Source organism: Brassicibacter mesophilus (assembly GCF_050433385.1).
GTDB classification, from domain to species: Bacteria; Bacillota; Clostridia; order Tissierellales; family Proteiniboraceae; genus Brassicibacter; species Brassicibacter mesophilus.
Window position 1 is genome coordinate 23,911 of sequence record NZ_JBNPXI010000021.1, and the last position, 24,635, is coordinate 48,545.

General features: G+C 31.5%; 24 protein-coding genes and 1 other annotated feature. Of the genes, 1 reads left to right on the forward strand and 23 read right to left on the reverse strand.

Annotated elements, in window-relative coordinates; translation table 11 throughout:
- Positions 1–346 precede the first annotated feature (346 nt).
- The gene (locus tag HNR33_RS17830; protein WP_429085949.1) at positions 347–1,984 is read left to right on the forward strand and encodes a recombinase family protein; all 1,638 of its coding nucleotides are present in this window, start codon (positions 347–349) and stop codon (positions 1,982–1,984) included.
- On the opposite strand, the gene HNR33_RS17835 is transcribed toward HNR33_RS17830, so the two are convergent.
- The 23 genes from HNR33_RS17835 to HNR33_RS17945 all read right to left on the reverse strand — a co-directional run bounded on the left by HNR33_RS17835 (position 1,882) and on the right by HNR33_RS17945 (position 24,522).
- Entirely contained in the window at positions 1,882–2,373 is a 492-nt protein-coding gene (locus tag HNR33_RS17835) for a sigma factor (RefSeq protein WP_429085951.1), read from the reverse strand. The two genes, HNR33_RS17830 and HNR33_RS17835, sit on opposite strands and share 103 nt — an antisense overlap.
- Before the next feature lie 76 nt (positions 2,374–2,449).
- A complete protein-coding gene (locus HNR33_RS17840) occupies positions 2,450–4,114 on the reverse strand; it encodes a peptidoglycan D,D-transpeptidase FtsI family protein (protein WP_429085954.1) in 1,665 nt (554 codons plus the stop codon).
- A gap of 70 nt (positions 4,115–4,184) precedes the next feature.
- On the reverse strand, positions 4,185–4,811 hold the full coding sequence (gene udk, locus HNR33_RS17845; RefSeq protein ID WP_429085957.1) for a uridine kinase: 627 nt from the start codon (positions 4,809–4,811) through the stop codon (positions 4,185–4,187).
- 5 nt (positions 4,812–4,816) lie between these two features.
- Positions 4,817–6,046 (reverse strand): peptidase U32 family protein, encoded by a 1,230-nt coding sequence (locus HNR33_RS17850; RefSeq protein ID WP_429085959.1) that lies wholly within the window; start codon positions 6,044–6,046, stop codon positions 4,817–4,819.
- Positions 6,046–6,702, reverse strand: a complete 657-nt coding sequence (locus HNR33_RS17855) for an O-methyltransferase (protein WP_429085962.1) — start codon at positions 6,700–6,702, stop codon at positions 6,046–6,048. Before HNR33_RS17855 ends, HNR33_RS17850 begins: the two co-directional genes overlap by 1 nt.
- Positions 6,703–6,793: 91 nt before the next feature.
- Positions 6,794–7,855: an endolytic transglycosylase MltG gene (gene mltG, locus HNR33_RS17860; protein ID WP_429085965.1), complete on the reverse strand. Its 1,062-nt coding sequence runs from the start codon at positions 7,853–7,855 to the stop codon at positions 6,794–6,796.
- Between the two features lie 162 nt (positions 7,856–8,017).
- Positions 8,018–8,500, reverse strand: a complete 483-nt coding sequence (locus HNR33_RS17865) for a QueT transporter family protein (RefSeq protein ID WP_429085968.1) — start codon at positions 8,498–8,500, stop codon at positions 8,018–8,020.
- Positions 8,501–8,574: 74 nt separating this feature from the next.
- Positions 8,575–10,242: a ribonuclease J gene (locus tag HNR33_RS17870; RefSeq protein WP_429086114.1), complete on the reverse strand. Its 1,668-nt coding sequence runs from the start codon at positions 10,240–10,242 to the stop codon at positions 8,575–8,577.
- 281 nt (positions 10,243–10,523) lie between these two features.
- Positions 10,524–10,961: a Fur family transcriptional regulator gene (locus HNR33_RS17875; protein ID WP_429085971.1), complete on the reverse strand. Its 438-nt coding sequence runs from the start codon at positions 10,959–10,961 to the stop codon at positions 10,524–10,526.
- A gap of 94 nt (positions 10,962–11,055) precedes the next feature.
- Positions 11,056–11,313: a DUF1292 domain-containing protein gene (locus HNR33_RS17880; RefSeq protein WP_429085974.1), complete on the reverse strand. Its 258-nt coding sequence runs from the start codon at positions 11,311–11,313 to the stop codon at positions 11,056–11,058.
- A 12-nt stretch (positions 11,314–11,325) separates the two neighbouring features.
- Positions 11,326–11,736, reverse strand: coding sequence for a Holliday junction resolvase RuvX (ruvX, locus tag HNR33_RS17885; protein ID WP_429085976.1), 411 nt, complete (start codon positions 11,734–11,736; stop codon positions 11,326–11,328).
- A gap of 19 nt (positions 11,737–11,755) precedes the next feature.
- Positions 11,756–12,706, reverse strand: coding sequence for an aldo/keto reductase (locus HNR33_RS17890; protein ID WP_429085979.1), 951 nt, complete (start codon positions 12,704–12,706; stop codon positions 11,756–11,758).
- A 12-nt stretch (positions 12,707–12,718) separates the two neighbouring features.
- Positions 12,719–14,866, reverse strand: a complete 2,148-nt coding sequence (locus HNR33_RS17895) for a hypothetical protein (RefSeq protein WP_429085981.1) — start codon at positions 14,864–14,866, stop codon at positions 12,719–12,721.
- 14 nt (positions 14,867–14,880) lie between these two features.
- Positions 14,881–15,135, reverse strand: coding sequence for an IreB family regulatory phosphoprotein (locus tag HNR33_RS17900; RefSeq protein ID WP_429085984.1), 255 nt, complete (start codon positions 15,133–15,135; stop codon positions 14,881–14,883).
- A 113-nt stretch (positions 15,136–15,248) separates the two neighbouring features.
- Positions 15,249–17,888: an alanine--tRNA ligase gene (gene alaS / locus HNR33_RS17905; RefSeq protein WP_429085987.1), complete on the reverse strand. Its 2,640-nt coding sequence runs from the start codon at positions 17,886–17,888 to the stop codon at positions 15,249–15,251.
- A gap of 51 nt (positions 17,889–17,939) precedes the next feature.
- Positions 17,940–18,142, reverse strand: a binding site (T-box leader).
- Between the two features lie 95 nt (positions 18,143–18,237).
- Positions 18,238–19,416, reverse strand: coding sequence for an AI-2E family transporter (locus tag HNR33_RS17910; protein WP_429085989.1), 1,179 nt, complete (start codon positions 19,414–19,416; stop codon positions 18,238–18,240).
- A gap of 44 nt (positions 19,417–19,460) precedes the next feature.
- Complete coding sequence (locus tag HNR33_RS17915; protein WP_429085992.1) at positions 19,461–19,622, reverse strand: hypothetical protein; 162 nt, start codon at positions 19,620–19,622, stop codon at positions 19,461–19,463.
- A gap of 48 nt (positions 19,623–19,670) precedes the next feature.
- Positions 19,671–20,207, reverse strand: a complete 537-nt coding sequence (locus HNR33_RS17920; protein WP_429085995.1) for a PRC-barrel domain-containing protein — start codon at positions 20,205–20,207, stop codon at positions 19,671–19,673.
- A 54-nt stretch (positions 20,208–20,261) separates the two neighbouring features.
- Positions 20,262–21,356, reverse strand: a complete 1,095-nt coding sequence (mnmA, locus tag HNR33_RS17925) for a tRNA 2-thiouridine(34) synthase MnmA (protein WP_429085997.1) — start codon at positions 21,354–21,356, stop codon at positions 20,262–20,264.
- A gap of 90 nt (positions 21,357–21,446) precedes the next feature.
- Positions 21,447–21,881 (reverse strand): Fe-S cluster assembly scaffold protein NifU, encoded by a 435-nt coding sequence (gene nifU, locus HNR33_RS17930; protein ID WP_429086000.1) that lies wholly within the window; start codon positions 21,879–21,881, stop codon positions 21,447–21,449.
- Between the two features lie 5 nt (positions 21,882–21,886).
- Entirely contained in the window at positions 21,887–23,059 is a 1,173-nt protein-coding gene (nifS, locus tag HNR33_RS17935; RefSeq protein WP_429086003.1) for a cysteine desulfurase NifS, read from the reverse strand.
- 50 nt (positions 23,060–23,109) lie between these two features.
- The gene (locus tag HNR33_RS17940) at positions 23,110–23,559 is read right to left on the reverse strand and encodes an RrF2 family transcriptional regulator (RefSeq protein ID WP_429086006.1); all 450 of its coding nucleotides are present in this window, start codon (positions 23,557–23,559) and stop codon (positions 23,110–23,112) included.
- A 327-nt stretch (positions 23,560–23,886) separates the two neighbouring features.
- Positions 23,887–24,522, reverse strand: coding sequence for a hypothetical protein (locus HNR33_RS17945; protein ID WP_429086009.1), 636 nt, complete (start codon positions 24,520–24,522; stop codon positions 23,887–23,889).
- Between the last annotated feature and the right edge of the window lie 113 nt (positions 24,523–24,635).

A 24,635-nucleotide genomic window follows, 5' to 3' on the forward strand; every position in this document is an offset into this window, starting at 1 on the left:
TATACTTCTTTTAGGTTCTTCAATAACATCCTCCTTATTTACATCTATAGATTAATGTTCTTATTTAGCCTTTCTCTAACACTCTGACAAAGCTACTAATTTAGTTTTCATCGTTTAATATATTATAGATACACTTTTTTTAAAAATCCCAAAAGAGCATATTTCCATACTTTCTAAATCTATAAATTTACTCACTAAAAAGCAAAAGAATTATATGTTATAATAAATTTATTATAGAAGTATTCGTAAAGATTAAAGACTCTAACATCTATTAGCCTATATCATAAATATCGTATGTTTACTGGCTTATTTTAAGTTTCTCAATATTATTTACTGAGGTGGTTTCATGAAATTTGCTATATATTCAAGAAAATCAAAATTTACCGGTAAAGGTGAATCAGTTGAAAACCAAATCCAACTATGCAAAGAATATGCATATAAGCACTTTGGTATTACAGAAGATAATATAAAAGTTTATGAAGATGAAGGTTTCTCTGGAGGTAATATAGATAGACCGCAGTTTCAGTTAATGATCAAAGATGCAAAGGACAAAAAATTTGATACGCTTATTTGCTATAGATTAGATAGAATAAGCAGAAATATTACTGACTTCTCTTCACTCATTGATGAGATCCAAGACTCTAATATTAGTTTTATATCAATTCGGGAACAGTTCGATACTACTACTCCTATGGGTAGAGCTATGATGTACATAGCAAGTGTTTTTGCTCAACTTGAAAGAGAAACTATAGCTGAGCGTATTCGTGATAATATGCTCCAGCTTGCTAAGACTGGTAGATGGTTAGGTGGTAATACCCCTACAGGTTTTAATTCCGAGCGGTGTGAATTTATTGATTCTAAAGGTAAGCAAAGAAAGTATTATAAACTCTCACCAATTAAAGAAGAACTTGATATAGTTAAAATAATCTATGAAAAATTTATAGAATTTAGATCACTCAATAAAGTCGAAACTTTTTGTATTCAAAATGATATCAAGACAAAAAACGGGTTGAATTTTACTAATTTCTCTATTAAATGCATTCTCAACAATCCTGTTTATGCTACTGCTGACAAAAAACTATATGATTATTTTACTAATAATAACCATGAAATATATGCAGATGAATCTGATTTTGATGGAAATCATGGCATCATGGCTTATAATAAAACTTTCCAGCGAAGAGGTAAGGCTAATAAAATGAGAGATACTTCTGAATGGATTATAGCTGTTGGAGCTCATGAAGGTATCATATCAAGTGATAATTGGATTGATGTTCAAAAGCTACTTAATATAAACTCATCAAGATCTATAAGATCAGTTAAAAATGCATCATGTCTACTATCTGGTCTATTAAGATGTGCTGACTGCGGAAGTTACATGCGCCCAAAGTATGGTAGAGTTAAGAAAGATGGCGAAAAAGCTTACTATTATATGTGTGAGCTCAAAGAAAAGAGTAGAAAACAGAAATGTGATATCAACAATGTAAATGGAAATGACCTTGACAAACTTATTATCAAAGAACTTAAAAGCTTAGCTTCTGTCGAATCAAATCTTTATGGAAAAATAAAAAAAGACAAAGTCAGTATTGAAACATCTCAAAATAGCATTAAAGCTGAAATAAAAATACTTGAATCTAGTATTAGAAATAATGAACAATCAATTAGCAATCTAGTCATGAGCCTTTCACAAGCTCAAAACACAAGTGCTGAGAAGTATATTATTGACCAAATTAATTCGCTAGATGAACAGAATGCTAATATGAAAACTCGCTTATTAGAATTAAGAGAGAAATCAGATAATAATCAACACAAAGAAGATGGCCTTGACTTAATGAAAGACATGCTCGCTACTTTTACTAATATAGTTGATTCATTGGATATTCATGGGCAAAGAAGCTTAATAAAAAATCTTGTTGATAAAGTAGTGTGGGACGGAGAAAAAGTTGATATTTCTTTATTCGGAGCTGCTACTAAAAAAAAGTAGCAGAAATGTTTCCGTTGATTAAGGATAGCATTATCTATACATCTAGCAGCATAAGTAGCGAGTCTAGTTCCTTTACATCTGTCAAAAGTTGAAATTGCTTTAATAAGTCCAATTGTTCCTATAGATATTAAATCATCTGGCTCTCTACCAGTATTATGGTATTTCTTTACAATATGAGCAACTAGTCTTAAGTTTCTCTCGATTAAGATATTTTTTGCATCTTCATCTCCTTGTTCATATAGCATAAGGTAATATTCTTCCTCTTCTTGCGATAAAGGCTTCGGGAATGAATTGCTGCAAGAAACATAACCTATTAACGGAAAAAAGGGCCTAGCGATAAACCCTATGTTAACTAATAGTGCAGACAACATTAAAGCATACACCTCCATTGTATTATGCCTCATACTTAATTATATGTTAAAACTAGATTAAGTGTGCACGTACTTTTCTGCTTTATTATAAAATTTATTTATGCTTTTCAATGTCGTATATTATTTTTGCTATTTGTTCAAATATAGGTGCAGCAGATCTACTACCAGAATGTCCTCCTTCCATAAAAACTGTCACTACATATTTCGGTTCTTTCTTTGGAAAATATCCTGCAAACCAACCATGTACTGTCTTTTTTTGGTTCAAAATAGCCTGAGCTGATCCTGTTTTACCTGCACCTCCACCTATATCATCTATTGAAATGTTTCTAGCAGTTCCCTTTTCAACAACATCCTCTAAATATATCTTTATTCTTTTACATATATTCTCAGGAAAAGCTCTATAACTATCTTCTCTATTTATTTTCTTTACTAGTCTACCTTGATCAGTCACAATGCTATCTACAATACTTAAATCTTTCCAAATGCCATCATTGACAATAATCATCATCATGTTTGTAATTTGAATAGGTGTAGTCTCTATATTGCCTTGTCCAATGGAAATATTGCCTATAGCAGGGCCTAGCAGCTCATCGTCCTTAGGTAAATTGCCCTCAGCCTCTAGTAATCCGATTTCTATTGTTGAGCCAAAACCTATCCTTTTAGCAGTCTCAATAATCTTTTTTGCTCCAATTCTCTTCCCCAATTGAATAAATGCAGAGTTACATGAATCATAAAAAGCCTGTTCAATATCAATCTCTCCATGACCTTCTTCTTTATTGCATCCAATTGTGACAGTCCCAACAGTTTCATAACCATTACATACAAACTTTTCATCCTCATTTATCATGTTATTCTCAAGTGCAGATAATAAAACTACAATTTTAAATATTGAACCTGGTGGGTAAGATAGTTCAGTAGCTCTATTATATAGTTCCATCTTTTTACTCTCGAAGTAATTATCTACATTCGTTAAATCTATATTAGGCCTGCTTGCCATAGCGATAATATCTCCACTACTGACATCAGCTACTACAACAGCTCCATTTTTTTCATCTTTATCTAGGATATTTTCAACTGCTTTTTGTATTTCATAATCTATAGTAAGTTTTACACTATTTGACTTTGAAGTCCTCTGTTTTGATACTTCTGAAACATCCATGCCTGGGATCAACCTTTGTTTTCCATCAATAGCAACAGTCAATAACCCATATTTACTGTCTTGTTTGAATATATCATCATATCTTTTCTCAATTCCACTTATGCCCATATTATCACTTTCATTCACATATCCAATAACATGAGACAAAATATTATTTTCATCATACCTATTCTCTTTATCAATCAAAATAGCACCATTAATTGAAATCTTATTTAAGCTAGTTTTCTCTTCTAACATAATCTCTGCAGTTGTTCCAGCTGTATCTAATATTCTCTTAAGCTCTAAATCTGTATAACCTGTCAAATCCTTTATCTCTTTTAGACTTTTTTCATCGTTTTTTACTGTATCTTTAAATAGCAATAATGCTTTATTATGTTTTCTATTGGTCAATCTTACTAAATTTCTATCAAAAATAATTCCTCTAGGTGGTGCAACTCTAACTTCTTTTACATGCTGTTTTAGTACTGCAGCTCTATATTCACTATTCTTAACTATCTGTATCCAAAACAACCTTATCATTAACAGCATGAAAATAAGGAAAGAAATATAAACAAAAACATTAGCTCTTTTCAGTATTTTTTTATCTTGAAAACTTTTCATAGAAAAACCCCCATCTAAGTCTTTAATATGATTATTTCCAACTTATAATGGAGGTATAATTGTAGTTTTATTAAATTTTCATGGAAATAATTGATTTTACCTTTGTAACCATCAAATCAATTGCAACTTTGTTATATCCGCCTTCAGGAATAATGATATCGGCATATTTTTTACTCGGCTCTATGAATTGCATGTGAGCTGGTCTAACAGTAGTCAAATATTGTTCTATAATAGAGTCTAATGTTCTTCCTCTTTCTTTGATATCCCTTATTATTCTTCTGATTATTCTTACATCTGAATCAGTATCTACAAATATCTTGATGTCCAATAACTCTCTGATTCTTTCATCATCAAGTAATAGAATTCCCTCAAGGATTATTATATCCTTTGGAAAAACTGTTTCAGTTTCTTTTCTTCTATTATGAACTTCAAAATCATAAATTGGTTTATTAATCGATTGTCCAGACATAAGTGCTTTTAAGTGTTCAATAAGTAAATCATTATCAAATGCAAAGGGATGATCATAGTTTGTCTTTATTCTATCCTCAAAGGATAAATGACTCTGTTCTTTATAATATGAGTCCTGTTCAATTATAACAATATTTTTTTCTGGTAGCGAGCAAAATATTTCTTGTGCTACTGTACTTTTACCAGAACCGGTTCCCCCAGTTATGCCGATTAAAATTGGTCTGTTCAAAATTATCATTCCTTTCTAGGTTTTCTTATCATGTCCCAAGTGCCAACAGGTTTGTTCATTTTGATCCTAATTTTTTGCTGAGCATGAGGTGCTACCTCTATTTCGTTACCTTTATCATCCCACATTCTCTCAACCTTTTGAGTAAAATGCTCTTTATTAGGTCCAAAAACTTCTATTTCGTCTCCTAGAAAAATTCTATTTCTTTGTTCAACAGTTGCAATTGAAGTTTCTACATCATAGTCAAGTATTAACCCAACAAAATCATAAGTTCTGATGTATGAACTACTTGTATACAGTTGTTCATTACCACTAGGCTTTCCAAAATAAAAACCTGTTGTAAAATCTCTATAGCTTGCTTTTTTTATTTCATCTAACCATTTATCATTATAAACATAATTTTTAGGGTCGGCAAGATATTTATCTATTGCCATACGATAAGATCTGATAACTGTCGCAACATAATAAGGACTTTTCATTCTTCCTTCAATCTTAAAGCTTGCTATTCCAGCCTCAATTAGTTCAGGTATATGCTGTAACATACATAAATCTTTTGAGTTGAATATATATGTGCCTTTTTCATCTTCATAAACTGGATAATATTCTCCAGGTCTTTTTTCTTCCATAAGATAGTACTCCCATCTACATGATTGAGCACACTCACCTCTATTTGCATCTCTATGCACCATATAGTTGCTTAGTAAACATCTACCTGAATAAGATATACACATTGCTCCATGAACAAACGCTTCTATTTCTAATTCATCAGAAGTATTATCAATTATTTCTTTAATTTCATTAAGTGAAAGCTCCCTTGCTACAACTATTCTTTTCACTCCTTGTTTATGCCAGAAATTCGCAGTAGGATAGTTAGTAGTATTAGCTTGAGTACTGAGGTGTATTTCCATGCCAGGTATTACATCTTTTACTATTGAAAATACTCCTGGATCTGAAACTATTACTGCATCTACTCCAATTTTATCTAGCTTTTCTAGGTATTCAGGTAAGCCAGTTAAATCTTCATTGTGTGGAATAATATTAAGTGTTACGTACACTTTCTTACCTCTAGAGTGTGCAAAATCTAAGCCTAAGTTTATTTCTTCTATAGTAAAATTTTTAGCTGCTGCCCTTAATCCAAATTCTTCGCCACCTAAATATACAGCATCTGCTCCATATGTTATAGCCATCTTCAATTTTTCTAGGTCTCCTGCTGGTGCTAATAGTTCTGGTCTATTCATTACTTTACTACCTCCTTCTTATATGTTAGTGCAACACCATCCCCAATTGGTATAATGCATGATTCGAAACTTTCGTTATTGCAAATATAGTCTAAGTATTCTCTCATTCTTTTCACAATAGTTTTCTTACGTCGAATTACTAAATCATCACTTGCTACCATTCCCTTAAAAAGAACATTGTCAGATACAATTATGCCATTATCAGCTAGATTGCCTATACAATAGGAAAAAAACTCTAAGTATTTACCTTTTGCAGCATCTAAAAATATAAAGTCAAAGCTATCTTTAATATCTGGCAGTATCTCTTCTGCGTCTCCTCGAACTATTTTTATTCTTTCAGATAGTCCATTCTTTTCAATATTTTCCTGAGCTATATTTATCATATCTTCACGACGTTCAATAGTTAATATCTGGCCATTTTCTTCCATGGCTTTAGCCATTAAACTCGCTGAATAGCCTATAGCTGTTCCAATTTCCAATATTTTTTTAGGCTTTTTTATGTTAATTAGTACTTTTAGAAATTGAGCTACCTCAGGGTGAACTATTGGAACATGGTTTTGCAACGCATATTCCTCCATTTCTAATAAATGACCTTGTCTTTCAGGTATTACTTTTCTAATATAATCTTCTATATATGGTTCAGTAATATTACTCAATACAAATCTCTCCTTATCATGACTCAGTGCATAAATAATACGTGGTTCATCCCCCCACGTATTATTTTAACCTTAATGCATAGCTTAAATTCTAATTCCTGATTTTATTCTTAGCATTCAAATGCTCTTGATACGTCCTGGTAAATGTATGCGTCCCGTCCCCATTTGCAACAAAAAACAAATAATCAGTATCCTCTGGATCAACCGCAGCTTGTATTGACTTAACTCCAGGAGAAGCTATTGGTCCTGGGGGCAACCCTTTGTGTAAGTACGTATTATATTCTGACTTAATTCTAGTATCACTTTCGGTTAAGTTTTCTTTTCTTTCCCCTAGTATATATTGAACAGTTGCACAGGATTCTAGTTTCTGACCCTTTTTAATTCTGTTATGAAACACACCAGATATTAAAGCTCTCTCCTCATCAACCATTCCTTCTCTTTCTATAATTGATGCAAGAGTAATCACGTGATTAATGTCCATGTTTAAACCATAAGCTTTATTTCTTATATCATCAGTGTATATGCTTTCAAATTTATTTAACATTTTTCTAATTACATCTTCTTCTTTTACATCGATATATACTTCATAGGTATCAGGATATAGGTATCCTTCAAGAGAATGATCTGAGGGAACTTCCTTTAAGAAATCATATTCAGAAGAAAAATTAGAAGCCTTTGAGCATAGTTCTAAAAACCTTTCTTTATCTATAATTCCTTTTTTTTCAAGTCTATCAGCTATTTGTTTTAGTTCAAAACCTTCTGGAATTGTAAATATAATAGTGTCTTTGCTAATACCACCTTCTACTAACTTGTCCATTATCTCTCGCTGCGACATTCCACTAGAAAGAATATATTTGCCTGCTTTATACCTTCCTTCTTTATCTTCCATTTTTGAAACAAACCTAAATACATATTCATTTTTAATCAAGTTATTTTGTTTTAAAAGCTGAGCAATAGATGAAGTTGAACTTCCTTTTGGAATTTCAATAGATTTTTCTTCAATATTCTCATGTGAAACAGGCATTAGTTGGTCATTAATATAATATTTTATCCCTATCACACTAGTGACTAAGATAATCACTATGATAATAAATATGCTTCTATATCTCTTCCTGCCATTTTTCTTATTATTGTTAGGAAGGGTTTGAGTCATAAAACTTCCCCCTTTTTAAACCGTTTCTTAAATTATACAATAATTAATCTTTTTATTACAAGAAATATATAACAAATTCCAACATTTTATTATTTTAATTTATGATTACAATTTATTAGTAAAAACAAAAAGCTTTAAATTGTTTAAAGCTTTTGTTTTATATTAAATATTGGATTTTAATTTTATTCGTTTATATGCGTATAGTACTATATGACCAAAAATACCTACTGCCACTAATTCACCAGCTGCTATTCCAGCTACTGTAGGCCAATATGGTATTTTAATAAAGTATGATACCCAAATAGATACAATTAGACCATTTAAAATAACTGGCGGTATTATACCAAGCCATTTGTTAGGCATTTTGCTAGTTAAATATGCTGATATTAATGTAACTAGACTCCCAGCTACAACATCTATTAGTCCAAATCCCGATGTAAATGTTAAAACTAAATTCGCTAGTAAGCAACCAATAAAAACACCAGGTATTGCTGCAGATTCAATTAAAGGAAGTAAGACCAATGCCTCAGCAATTCTAACTTGGACAGGTCCAAATGCCAATTGACCAAGTGGAATCTCTAATACAACTAAAATTACATATATAGCCGCTATTACACTAGCCTTTGTTAAGTACCTTGTATTCATCCTTATCCTCCGCTCATTAAGTATAACTTATTACTTTATAACTTAGAATATAAAGTCGTAGAAGTTCTACGACTTTATACTTCCATTATAATCGGCAATATCATAGGATTTCTTTTAATCTTCTCATATAAGAAATTCCTTAGAGCATCTTTTATGCTTGATTTTAATGTTGCCCAATCAGTTATTTTATTTTTCTCGCATTCAACCAATACTTCTCTTACAACTTTTCTAGCCTCTTCCATCAAGTCTTCAGATTCTCTTACATAAACAAATCCTCTAGATACTATATCCGGGCCAGCTACCACTAATCCATCTTGCTTACTTATTGTAACAACAACTACTATTAATCCATCTTCCGAAAGATGCTTTCTATCTCTTAAAACAATATTTCCTACGTCTCCTACTCCAAGTCCATCTACTAAGATGTTACCTGAAGGCACACATTGTCCGAAATTCCCACTATCCTTGGTGAATTCAATACTACAGCCATTTTCAGCTATGAAAATATTCTCTTTTGGCATTCCAATATCTTGTGCAAGTTGTGCATGTTGTTTTAAATGTCGATATTCACCATGTACAGGAATAAAAAATTTTGGTTTTAATAGGTTATGCATAAGTTTTAACTCTTCTTGACACGCATGTCCTGATACATGCACATCGGCTAAAGCTTCATATATTACATCTGCACCTTTCTTGAAAAGCTGATTTATCACTTTAGACACGGTCTTTTCATTTCCTGGTATAGGAGTGGCAGATATAATAACTAAATCACCAGGCATCAGTTCCATCTTTCTATGGTCTGAAGATGCAATTCTAGCTAGTGCAGACATTGGCTCTCCCTGACTTCCCGTTGTTATTACTACTATTTTATTATCAGGATATTTACCCATATCATTAATATCAATTAAAGTTCCTTCTGGTATGTTTAAGTAGCCTAACTCAGTAGCTACGTTTACTACATTAACCATACTTCTACCTGACACTACAACCTTTCTATTAAACAATAAAGCTGCATTAACGATTTGCTGAACCCTATGGATATTAGAGGCAAAGGTTGCTACAATAATTCTCTGCTTAGCTGTCATAAATATATCATTAAATGTATCTCCAACAGTACTTTCTGACATAGTATAACCAGGTCTTTCAACATTTGTGCTATCTGCTAATAGAACTAGTACTCCTTTGTTCCCTAATTCAGCAAATTTATGGAAATCCATAACTTCACCATTAATAGGAGTGTAGTCTATCTTAAAGTCACCTGTATGAACTATAGTTCCTACAGGCGTATGGATAGCTATAGCTACTGAATCAGGTATACTATGACTTGTTCGGATAAACTCAAGATTAAATTCACCTATTTTTATGTTCTGAGAAGGCTTAATAACATTTAGAGTAGCATTTTTTATATCATGCTCCTTAAACTTATATTCAACTAAACCTAATGTAAGCTTTGTACCATAGATTGGTACATTGAGCTTTTTCAAAACATACGGCAACGCTCCTATGTGATCCTCATGTCCATGAGTAAGGATAATACCTTTTACTTTATCACGATTTTTTAATAGATAAGTTACATCAGGTATAACAACATCTATTCCAAGCATTTCATCCTCAGGGAAAATAAGTCCACAATCAATTACTATTATCTCATCATTATACTCGATAACAGTAATATTCTTTCCGATTTCATATAATCCACCTAGTGGAATAATTTTTAGTTTTGATGCTTTTTTAGACACCATATCACTCTCCTTATATTGCTTCATATTTTATTCTATTGAATATTACAAATCACGCGCATAACCAATTATTTCTATTATACTTTATTTAAGTAAACTATTCAATAATTTACTATATTGCACCTATTATTGTATGTATTACGAATACTTATGGTCTTATTTTAACCATAAATATATTAATAATTTATCATAAAAAGAAATATAATTATTTTCATCTTTAATATGTAATATAACAATTTAAGTACTAATTTAAATTGACAAAAAAATAAACCCCTAGGTGGGATTTATTTCCGACAGTCCTTACAATAACCAAAAAATTTTACACTGTGGTCTACTATCTTAAATTCCCCTTCTTTTTCTATCTCGTGCTCAAGATTCTCTAGTAAATCTAATTCTACCTCTATCACTTTGCCACAGCTAAGACAGATAAGATGGTGATGCTGATGATCATGAGAAGTAGATATCAACTCATACCTACTACATCCATCATTAAAGTTTAGCTTATAGACTATATTAAGTTGTTCAAATAATTGCAGTGTTCTATATACCGTAGCTAATCCAATCTCCGGATATTTATCTCTAACATCATCATATATTTCTTCTGGACTCAAATGCCTGCCTTGATTTTCTAAAATAACATCAAGAATAACTCTTCTTTGAGTAGTAAGCTTATATCCCTTTTCCTTAAGTTTAGATTTTAAATTCTCAATGAATTTATCCATTTCCCCACCTGCTTTTTACTTTCTATATAATAGTCTATAGTTATAGTATGCAAAAGTCAACATTTATGTCAATTATTAATGATCATCAATTCTTTTATATGATTTCATCCGCTATTGCTTCATATGCAGCTACAACATCTTCAAATTCATCTGTATCTTCTATGTTCGCTAATATTAATTCTCCATCTTCATCATATTCCATTCTCAAGATATAAGCTTCTTCCTCATCTTCGTTAATTGGAAACAATACTGCATATTCATTGTCTTCTACTTCAAATGTAGCTAAAACTTCAAACTCTTTTTCTTCTCCATTGTCATCAATTAATGAAATCCTATTTTCTTCACCTGACATTTTAACACCCTCCTACCTTTTTTGTAAATAAGCTTGTAAAATATATGTGGCTGCTACTTTATCAATTACTTCTTTTCTCTTTGCTCTACTTACATCTGCACTTATCAGAGCTCTCTCTGCAGATACTGTTGTTAATCTTTCATCCTGCATTATTACTTCTAAGCTAAATTTAGCTTTAAGTTTTTCCACAAATTGAAGTACTTTCTCCCCTTGAGGCCCTATTGTATTATTCATATTTTTAGGCAGTCCTACAACTATTTTTTGAACACTATAATCAGAAATTATTTGCTCAAGTTCATCAAAGTCATTTTTAATTCCTTTTCTTCTTATGGTGGTAATTCCTTGTGCAGTTATTCCTAAAGGATCGCTCACTGCAACACCAATTGTCTTATTACCAACATCTAATCCCATTATCCTTTGCATAAAATATTGCCTCCATGTATTATATTACCTTGATACAAAATTCTGGACAACCAGCTGCACAATATCCGCACAGTACACATTTCCCTTCAACAACGACGGCTTTATTATCTATTATTTCTATTCCTCCATGCTTACATACCTTTGCGCATTCTCCGCAGCCTAAACACCAATCTGCTATTTGAAGCTTTCTTGTTTTATTTCCAAGCTTATTTTTGATATCAAGAGGTATATAGCCGTGCTCCATTAGACTTATATTGGCATCCACTTCTTCAAAGCACTGCATACCTATTGCTATTGAATGTAAGAAAGGAATATTTTTCACAAATTCCATGGCTTGTTCAACACTTTTAATTAAATGTCCACCACCTAAAGGCTTCATTCCATAGATACCCTTTCCTTTTTTATGAGCCGCTTTAATAGCTTCAATCATATCTGTTACATTTCCATCTTGGATACCTAATCCCACTTTATTTACAATAGGATGTATAATTTGTAATTCATCATATTTTAATGAGCCTATCACTGCATCAACTCTATGTGTTGACAAACCTGTTGCCCTAATTATTCCTTTTTCTTTAGCCTTCAAGAAAAATTCTATAGCTTCATAGTGTCCTCTAATAGTATGCTCACTTTCCTGTTCATGTAATAGGAATATATCTATATAATCAGTATTAAGCTCCTTTAAAGCTTTATTTAAGCTTTTCTCTGCTGTTTCCTTGGAATATGAATATGACTTTGTTGCAATAACATATTTACTTCGTTCTATATGCTTTAACGCCTCAGCAATATAAGCATAGTTATCATACAATTCAGCTGTATCTAAAAAATTGATTCCTTTATCAAATGCATACTTAATTATATCTGCACCTTTGCTTACTGGCAAGTGAGCCTGCAAAGGACTCATTGTCAATGATCCTAGACAAAGTCTAGATACTTCAATACCAGTATTGCCTAGTATAGACTTTTGCATTTTATCACTTCCTTAACATTCACTTACTATTACTTCGTATAATAACGCTACTGTTATATATATACTAGATATAGCCGCAAGTAAGATACCTGAATCATTTACTAAAAGTCCAACAATAACTCCAAGTAATGCTGATATTAGACCTGAAGCAAAAAACTTATTTATATCGAATAATTTGAATAACGTAGTCTTAAAAAACTTAATTAGTATTGATATAATAACGATACAGGTAAATATCACCTTTGACCATATTGACACTCCAATGAGCTTTATATTCATCTGCAGCTTTCTTATAATAACATTAATCAGAGATGCTGGGCCATTCTTAAAAACCATCATCAAAGTTTGACCCAAATGTGTCGGGTTCGGATTTATATAGATATCAATTATCCCCATTAAAACTATTATCATTACAACGGAAATTACCATTAACAATATTCTTTTGAAGTCAATTTTCACATCAAAAATTAACAATGTAAGTACTATAGAAGCAAACAATACAGAAATAGTACCTCCTACATTGGCACCCAAATTAGGATGTGCGACTAGCAAAATACATATTGGTAAAAAGACTAACACAATTTTATGTCGTCTGACTTTGTCTAAGAAAAATACTATAGACAATATTAATACTGCCAGAAATACTCCTACAAGTTCATTACCTACACCAAAGTATCTTGCTCCAATTATTGGGTCATATCCAAGTATAGAATATTTAGTTAACTTCCCTCCAATGGCTATATCTATAGACAAAATTATAAAAGTCAATAAAATAATGGAAAATAACCTATATTGTCTTTTAATCTTATAACTCATTAAGAAGAGAACTAAAACAATAGCAGTGACAGCTAGCATAAAAGCAGTGGCATTATTTATACTAAAGATTGACACTAGTAAAAATGATAGTGGTAATATTAATAAAATCAACAATATAGCGCTTATCAGTTTCTTAATTTTTTTGTTAACAATATCACTTAATACAAGAATAAGCATAGATATTATTAAACTAACTATTACAATTATGCTATAAGTAGTTAAAAAAGGTGATCTAAGCTTGGATATAATATTTGTCTTCTGATTCAAATTATATATATAGTTAAAACTACTGTTTTCGTAATTTACAGACATAGCATGACCGACAAAATTGTCTGAGTCTGTACCAAGGTAATTAGTAATAGTTGGCGCTATATCTAAATTTGCAACTATTCCATTCCTTCTTGTTGTTCCAGAAGTCAGTATTCCTTTAGTGATCTCTTTTTCCCATACTACTATAGGTGACAGCTTACTTGCATCAACTTTTTCATCTGGTGCATTAGGACTTATAATCATCATCATAGAATTATCTTTATCAATTGAATTATATAATTCTCTAATAAAATCATCTATATCACGTAAAATTCGCTTTCTATGAGTAACATACATTTCATCAGTTAGTTCTCCACTATAAGAGAACAGTCTATCTAAATCTCCAGTATCTATTACAATGAGTGATGCATTTTGACTTGTTTCATTGATTTCAGTAATTAGCTTATCGTAATTAGTTTTAAAACCAAATGGGTATTGATCATCCTCTACTGTTATATAGTCAACATTGCCGTAATCTATTAACCCCTTACTGTCAACAGCTATTAATCCACTAGTTCTAACAAAACTATCAGCAGTATCTGAGTTCCCAAATACTGCTGTCTTAAGACCACTATTATGTAGGTTATCTCCTAAAGCCCCTATATATGGAGCATATGATTTATCCTTGTTCAAGCTCAATAATTTATTGATATCAATATTTGCAATTTCATGACCTTTACCTATTAGTCCAGTTCTTCTTTGATATATAGCAATTTTTTCTTTATCTAGATTAAAAAACTTCGAAGTACCATAATTTGCATATGCCTTTGAAGAAGCATTGATAGTTACATATCCTTCTGCGCCCTTATACCCTATTGCTCCTCTTGTGTTCATAAGTCCTAAGCTTCCATATTTAATTATATCGTTTAAGTTGTCCATTTGTTTGATGTCCTGTAAAGACAATCTATTGGCAACGATCACGTAAACTTTTTTAGAATTACTTTCATCACTTACAGAATGAGCGAATCCTGATATAAAAATAGATGATAACACAACGAGCAGAATCCACATCCTCTTTTGTATATTTTGTATCAATTGTACCTCTCCTATTACCTTTTTTCTAGGTATTTTTTTAATATCTCCTCTAGCAACTCATCTCTTTCAAGCTTTCTTATCAATGTTCTAGCATTATTATGACTAGTAATATAAGTAGGATCGCCAGATAATATGTATCCTATTATTTGATTAATAGGACTATATCCTTTCTCCTCAAGAGCCGCATATACAGTGAATAAAATCTCTTGAGCATCTTTCTTGTTATCTTTAGCAACATTGAATTTCATAGTTTGATTAGTATCTTTCATGCAAAACACCCCCTTATATATTTATATCATATATTATAATTTTGTATACTGCTTGTATAAAATTATCTACTGTCCAGCAAGTATAATGCTTTAACCTACTGGACAGCATTTTACTATCTTAGTTGTGATTTAATAATATCTGATACTTGACTAAGTGCAAAATCTACTTTTAGTGGATCCTTTCCTCCTGCTTGTGCCATATCTGGACGGCCACCGCCTCCACCACCAGTTAATTTAGCTACTTCTCTTATTATATTTCCAGCATGAATGCCTTTATTTAACAAGTCTTTTGTAACCATAGCAATAAATGACACTTTTTCATCGTTTACTGAACCTAATACTATTATTACAGAGTCCATCATATCTTTTATCTTATCACCTAACTGTCTTAAGTTATTTCCGTCCATACCATCAATTCTTTTGCAAATTACATTCATATCCTCTATCTTATAGTTATCCTTAATTATATCATCAACTTTTGATAAAGCCAACTCAGACTTTATTTTTTCAACTTCTTTTTCTAGATTTTTGGTTTCTTCGCTAATAATTTGTACTCTATTTATTATATCCTTTTTGTTTGTTTTTAATATATCAGCTATTTGTGTTATCTGAGTCTCAATATCATTCATATACTCATATACTTTATTTCCAGTAATAGCTTCAATTCTTCTAACACCAGATGCTATACCTGATTCGCTTAGTATCTTAAATAATCCAATTTGACTTGAATTGCTTACATGTGTACCTCCACATAGCTCCTTACTATACTCTCCAATCATAACTAATCTTACAACTTCACCGTATTTTTCATCAAATAATGCAGCTGCACCTAGTTTTCTTGCTTCATCAAGTGTAGTTTCAATTATTTTTACATCCAATCCTTCTAATATCTTTGAGTTAACAATTTTCTCTATTGTAGAAAGTTCTTCATTTGTCAAGCTTTCGAAATGAGTAAAATCAAATCTTAAGCGGTCTGATAAAACAAGTGAACCTGCTTGATTAACATGTTCTCCAAGAACTTCTTTAAGAGCTTTATGAAGTAAATGAGTAACAGAATGGTTTCTTGCAGTATCTAGTCTTCTAGACTTATTCACCTTTGCAAATACCTCTGCCCCATTACTCAGGCTTCCCTCAACAACTTCTACAACATGAAGAATCTTTCCTCCACTAACTTTTTTAGTATCTTTTACGTTTGCTAAAAATCCATCTCCTCTAATTATTCCAGTATCTCCTGTTTGTCCTCCACCTTCTGGATAGAATGGAGTTTTATCTAAGAGTACAACACCTTCTTCATTTGCAGATAGTTTTTCTACAGAACTATCATCTCTTATTAAAGCAATAACTTTTGATTTCATTTCAATATTATTGTATCCATCAAACTCTGTTTGTACATCTGTACCAATCATAGTAAAGCCGTCATTGCTCCACGCTTGATTATCTCCTTCTTCTCTTGCTTTTCTTGCTCTTTCTCTCTGCTTATCCATTTCAATATTAAATCCTTGTTCGTCAACAGATAAATTGTGTTCAGACAATATTTCTTTTGTTAAGTCAAGAGGAAAGCCATAAGTATCATATAATTTAAATGCACTCTCACCATCTAATACCATAGTTCCCTGTTTTCTGATTTTTTCAATATAGTCATTTAATATATTTATACCCTGATCTATTGTCTCTTGAAACTTTTCTTCTTCAATTTTTATTATTTTTTTAATTTGAGCTTCTCTTTCTCTAAGTTCAGGATAAACATCTTCCCAAAGCTCAATGACATTTGACAATAACTCACTTAAAAAATCATCATGAATTCCTAAAAGCTTCCCATGTCTTGATGCTCTTCTAATTAGTCTTCTTAATACATATCCTCTACCTTCATTGCTTGGTATTATGCCATCTGATACCATAAATGTCATAGCTCTTAAGTGGTCTGTTATTACTCTTATTGACATATCACTTTTTGGGTTATTGCCATATACTGCACCACTTTTCTTTTCAACAACATTTAATAATCGTCTTATTACATCAACTTCAAAAATATTTTCTGCTCCTTGCATTATTGCAGCCATTCTTTCTAGTCCCATTCCAGTATCAATATTTGGATTTGGAAGTAGATTGTAATTACCATTCTCATCTTTGTCATATTGTGAAAATACAAGGTTCCATACCTCTACATATCTATCACAGTCACACCCTGGCTTGCAATTATCGCTTCCACAGCCATATTTTTCTCCTCTATCTATATATATTTCTGAACATGGCCCACAAGGCCCCACTTCTAACTCCCAAAAGTTATCTTCTTTTCCTAGCTTCACTATCCTATCCTTACTTACGCCTATATTCTTGCTCCATATTTCATATGCTTCATCATCGTCATGATATACAGAAACCCATAATTTTTCTTCCGGCACAGACATTCTATCTGTCATAAACTCCCATGCCCATTGGATAGCTTCTTTTTTGAAGTAATCTCCAAAAGAGAAATTACCAAGCATTTCAAAAAATGTTCCATGCCTTGAAGTTTTACCTACATTCTCAATATCTCCAGTTCTAACACATTTTTGGCATGTAGTCATTCTTTTTCTTGGAGGCTCTTGTATTCCAGTAAAATAAGGCTTTAAAGGTGCCATACCTGCATTGATTATTAGTAAACTCTTATCGTTTTTAGGAACTAAAGAAAAGCTAGGTGCAACTAAGTGTTCTTTTTCATTAAAAAAATCTAGAAATTGTTTTCTTATTTCATGTAGTCCTGTATTATTCATAGTATTTCTCCTTCCATATTTAAATTTGAATATAAAAAAACCCGCCCCTGCGTTAGGGACGAGTTTACCCGCGGTACCACCCTATTTACTAAAATAGTCACTTAATAAGATAACGGATTAACCGAAAGCCTCTACTATAGTTTCAAAGCTTTAACTTAAGGGCTGCTTCAATATATTTATCTAAACACCTTCCAGCCAAGGGCGTTCTCTCTATGAGATTCAATATATTTACTATTCCCTGTCACAGTTTTTTACATTTATATTTTTATTACATAGACAATAACACTATTGCCTATATAACTCTTCCATAGATAGGATTATAATTAAAAAGTTATATTTTGTCAATACACTAAACTTTCGATAATTTTTCTACAATAAATCCAGAAGTAATTTTTATAATAGCTGCTAGAGGTACAGCTAAAAGCATACCTAAAATTCCAAAATAACTTCCACCAATTAATAAAGCTAGCATTACAATAACAGGATGTAGTCCTACACTTTCTCCTACTATCTTAGGAGCAACAATATTACCTTCAAGCTGTTGTATAACAACAAATACTATTATTACCCATACTGCTTTTATTGGACTTTCCAGTAATGCGAATAGTAGTGCAGGCAATATTCCTATTATAGGACCAAAATAAGGTATTATGTCAGCTATACCAGCTACCATACCAATAATGATTGCAAAATCTACTCCGATAATCAATAATCCTATAGTAGTCGCAACTCCAACAAATGCTGCTACTATTAATTGTCCTCTAATAAATTTACTAAGAACAGAGTCTATTTCTCTACTTAATCTTAGAGTATCATTTCTATATTTTTTAGGTATTAATAAATATATTTTTTTCTTAAAATACTCTTTATCCTTTAAGAAATAGAATGTTAATATTGGAATAATAACTAAACTAACTACTTTAGAAAAAGTTTTAATTACTGAATTAGTTAATCCTTTTAATGAACTGATAATTATAGATTGGAATCTGTTTAGATTTTCTAACAACACCTCTCTAATACCATTAAATTCAGGCGGTAAATTTTCTAGCTGGCTAGAGTATTTGATATAAAGTTCATTGAAAAAGTCATATATTTTATTAAATTGCGTTGGTAAAACTTTTGCTAAGCTTTGGAATTCACTTGCAAGCTTTGGAACTATAGAAAAAGAGACTATAAGTATAAATGCTACTAGTATGAGATATACCAATAATACGCTTAAAGATCTTGATACTCTCTTCCTCTCAATAATATTAACAAGAGGATTTAGTAGATAAGCTAATATTATAGAGTAAAAGACTAGCATTAATATTTGAGTTAGGCTGCTAGGTCCTTTAAATAAGTTGTAAATAGCGACAAGAAAAATGACTGCTATTATAGTGTTTATAACCGCTTTTCTACTAATAACAAACTTCTTACCTTCTTGCACATGTTTGTTCCCAATATTTATTAAAAAATATATACCTAATCCAAGTAAAATAGTTAGAAAGATAGAACGCAAATATCCAGATAATATTAGTATGTAATCCATATTTTACCCCCTTACTGTTAATTAAAAGGCAGCTAAGCTGCCCTTTAAAACAAACCAATGTTACTAATCATATTAGACATCATTCTTCTGCTAATTTTCATCATTCTTTTTCTTTGTCTAGGACTCATTCTGTTCATAGCATACATGCTCGCAGTTGCTCCTACTAGGCTCCCTGCAATTATGCCTGATACAAATTTTCCTCTCATTTTATCACCTCTTTTATAGGGTATATATACTTAGTTTAATACATTTTTCTAAAGTAATTCTAGTAGTTTCTTGTAATCTTCCTTATATTTGTCAAATTCACACTTCAATTTTTCGTTTATAACTAAAGCGTCTTCGCCAAAGGTTATTCCATTTTTGTAAGGAAGAATATTTCTACCTTCTTTAATGTCCTGTATTAACCCATCTGTTAATATAAATCCTATAATTTTTCCCTTTGTTTCATCAATTAATATATCTTTAATTAACCCTAGACTCTCACCATTTTCTGTAAGAACTTCTTCATCAGATAATTTTTTTTGGTTATTTATGATTTCATCTAATTCAGGTATAACTTTAGCTTTTTCAATTACTCTATCATTAACCACAATAACCGCATCTTTTCCAATAGACTCAACATCACTAAATTTAATTACTTTGGCTTCTCTAAAAAGTCCTCCCTCACTAACCAGAAAGGCCAATACTCTAAATTTTTTTTTAGAATATATTACGTCCTTTATGGAAGCTATTTTATTACCATCTTTTTTACTTAAAATAGGAAGTCCTATAAGGTCACTTTCTTTTCTCACTACTACAACCTCTCTTTATTTTCTTTATATATATTATTCCACATTCGCGACCTATTATTTGATTTTTTTTAGAATAGTTCCTCCACCAACTAAAACATCTCCATCATAAAAAACTGCTGCTTGTCCTGGTGTTATGGCTCTTACAGGTTCATCAAAAATAACTTTTATCATGTCTTCCTTGACTGGAAATAATGTTGCATTAGTCTCTTTTGCAGCATATCTTATTTTTGCCTTTACTCTCATTGGGTTGCTCAAGGTATTAATAGATATGAAGTTGACATCATCGACAATTAATTCAGTTCCAAAAACATCCTGTGCATCTCCAATAATAACTTTATTAGTTTTAACATCTATATCTACTACATAAACAGGCTTTCCAACGGCGAGTCCTAAACCTTTTCTTTGTCCGATAGTATAATTTGTGATACCCTTGTGTTTTCCAAGAATGTTTCCTTTTGTATCAACAAAATTCCCAGGCTTAATATCATAGCCAGCATTTTCTTTGATGAACTTTCCATAATCATCATCCTGAACAAAACATATTTCTTGGCTATCAGGCTTTTCAGCAACTATTAATCCTAGATCACGTGCTATACTTCTTACTTCATCCTTGTTATTGAAATCGCCAAGAGGCATCAATGTGTGTTTTAACTGTTCTTGAGTCAAGTTATACAAAGCATATGTCTGATCCTTTTCAACAGCATCCGACTTTCTTAGTAAAAATCTATTTTTTTCTTCATCATATGAAACTTTGGCATAGTGTCCAGTTGATACATAATATGCATCTAGTGAAAAGGCTCTTCTCATCAGTTCTTCAAACTTCACGTGTCTATTGCATGCGATACATGGGTTAGGTGTTCTCCCACGACCATATTCGTCTATAAAATAATCAATTACTTTTTCTTTAAAAATCTCTTTAAAATTCATTACATAAAAAGGTATATTTAATTTATTAGCTACCATTCTTGCATCTTCAACAGCAGAAAGCGAGCAACAGCCGCCTTCCTTTTCAACTGCATCTATGGCTTTATCCTGCCAAATCTGCATAGTTACTCCAATCACATCATAACCTTGTTTCTTTAATAGATACGCAGCAACTGAGCTATCTACTCCACCGCTCATCCCGATGACAACTTTTCTTTTGTCCATTTTTTCACCTCTTTTACTCAATTACATATAATTTAACATAAATCATAAATTTTTAAAATATCAAATAAAGCTACTGTAAAAACAGTAGCTTTATATTTCTTCTCCATGGTCATGTACATCTTCGTCTGGGTTAAAATCTTCTAATCCATCTATTTTTACATTATTTTTCTTAGAATAATCTTGTAAAGCTGATTTAATTGCTTGCTCAGCTAGGACTGAGCAATGCATTTTAACTGGTGGGAGGCCATCTAAAGCCTCAGCAACAGCTTTATTTGTAAGATCCATAGCTTCTTGAATTGTTTTTCCCTTTACCATTTCAGTAGCCATACTTGAAGATGCTATTGCAGAACCACATCCAAAAGTTTTAAATTTCACATCCACTATAACATCTTCTTCAATCTTTAAATATATTTTCATTATATCTCCACATTTAGCATTGCCTACTTGACCAACACCATCTGCATTTTCTATTTCTCCAACATTTCTTGGATTTGTAAAATGATCCATAACTTTTTCTGAATACATTATTGTTACCCCCTTACGTTTTCATATAATGGTGACATTTGTCTTAGTCTTTCAACTATCTTAACTAAATTCTCAACTACATAGTCTATTTCTTCTTCTTTATTAAAATCTCCTAATGTAAGTCTTAGAGACCCATGAGCAATCTCATGTGGCAAACCTATAGCAAGAAGTACATGAGAAGGATCTAAAGAACCTGAAGTACATGCTGAACCACTTGAACCTTCGATTCCAACCATGTCTAAACTTAATAATAAAGCTTCTCCTTCAATGAACTCAAAAGAAATATTAACATTACCAGGTAATCTTCGCTCAGGATGTCCATTTAGTCTTGCATATTTAATATTTTTTAGAATATCATTAATTAGTTTGTTTCTTAATTTAGTCAATGTCTCATTATGCTCTTCGATATTTCTATGAGCTAATTCTATTGCAGTAGCTAATCCAACTATACCAGCAATATTTTCTGTTCCAGCTCTTCGGTTTTTCTCTTGAGCTCCTCCATGCATATATTGATGAATTTTTACACCTTGTCTTACATACAAAGCTCCTACCCCTTTAGGTCCATACAACTTATGAGCTGATAACGATAATAAGTCAATATTTAACTCATCAACATCTATCTCAACATTTCCAATGGCTTGAACTGCATCTGTATGAAAGTACACCTTTTTCTCACGTGCAATTTGTCCAATTTCTTTTATTGGCTGAATAGTCCCAATTTCATTGTTAGCAAACATAATTGATATTAATATTGTTTTATCTGTTATGCTGTTTTTCAACTGTTCTAAATCAATAACACCATATTCGTCAACATCTAGATAAGTAATATCAAAACCATTTTTTTGTAAATATTCACAAGTGTGCAAAACTGCATGATGTTCAATTTTAGTTGTAATTATGTGGTTCCCTTTATCCTTGTTTGCAAAAGCAATTCCTTTAATAGCCCAGTTATCTGCTTCTGAGCCTCCACTTGTAAAAAATATTTCCTTTGATTTTGCGTTAAGTACTTTAGCTATTTTCTCTCTAGATTCATCTAAAGCAGCTTTAGCTTCTCTTCCTAATTTGTAAATACTAGATGCATTACCATATTTTTGAGTAAAATATGGAATCATTGCATTAAGAACCTCTTCTTTTACTGGAGTAGTAGCTGCATTATCCATATAAACTAATTTTGTCATTTTTTCTCCTCCTAAAAATAACATGAAAGTATTAAAAATTGAAAAGTTTTTTATATATAGTACATATAACCTTTATCTTCATTTATTTTTATATGATCCTCAACCATATCCTGAAGTGTTATTGAATCAATTACATCGTTTATACTATCTCTAATTTTAATCCATACCATTTTAGTAACACATGATTCTTTTCTTTCACATTTTATAGCTTGATTATCTGTTATACAATCTGAAGGAGAAATATCTCCCTCTAATGTCCTAATAACTTCACCAACAGTTATCTTATCTGGCGTATTAGTAAGCAAGTATCCTCCTTGTGCACCTCTTACACTTGTCACAAGCCCATTTTTTTTAAGTACAGCAATCAATTGTTCTAAATAATGGTCAGATATACCTTGACTTTCAGCTATGTTTTTTAAAGGAACTGGACCTTCACCGTAATGTAATGCAAGCTCGAACATAGCTTTAAGTCCATATCTCCCTTTCGTTGATAGCTTCATAACATCACCTCTCTACAATCCCAAGTGTAGCACTTGGTATTCTGTTCTAAGTATATTATACCCTACTATTTTTGTCAACATTCAATTATTTTATTTTTTCTTAAAAAACAATTCATAAATTACATAAAAGTATATGTGCAATTTTGTCGAACTCTTAGCTTGTACCTATTTTTCATAAAGTACATAAAGACCTTATAAATTCTTATAATCATATAAATACATTTTGAATCCAAAATTTACATATGTTGGGATAGATATTGCAGGAAACTATTATACTGAAGTTTTTATAGAAAAATGATGAAAGAGGAGCTAATCGCTCCTCTTTTTCTATGCGTCTGGATATAAATCTTCAAATTGTGGTGGAAAGAAATCTGGGAATGGTTCATAATCAAATCTTTCACATATGTCTCCATCTGGACTAAATTCTTCACACTCTGGTGGCTCAGGACAGAATCCGAAGGCTGGAATAAGTAACTGAACTCTTCCTACAACCTTCACTATTACAAATACTCCTACTGCAAATGATAATGTTCCTCCACTTTGAGTTGGCTGTCCGAGTACCTTTGAAGAAGTCTCTACTACTATTCTGAAATCAAATTCATCTCTTGCATCTGGTATGAATAGAATTATGTCTTTGCATATGTCTGGCAAAAATCCATTTATCATGCTTCCATCTGTTGTTATTACTTCAAAAGGTATTCTTAATGTAAATCTAACCCTTTTAAAATTAGGCCTATTCTGTATGTCTGAAACAACTAACGTATTGTCAACAATAAATCCAGGTCTAAATTTTATAGTTGAAAATGTTTTGCCATCTATATCTACTTCAATTTTTGGAAAACATTCCCTTTGTTGACAATGTGCATATACTTTGTCTGTAATAATGCAAACCGTTTCTGTTATATAATTTAGGTCTTCTGTAATAAAAGGATCTCCAGGACTAGGATCAAAGCCGTTAACCATAAATTTTCACTCCTTTTTACTGATAATAATTTAATAAAATCATCTTTACTTTCATATTATGAAGTAAAGGAAGTTTGGTGATTGTTTTTTAAAATATTTTTTTGAGGTGATTG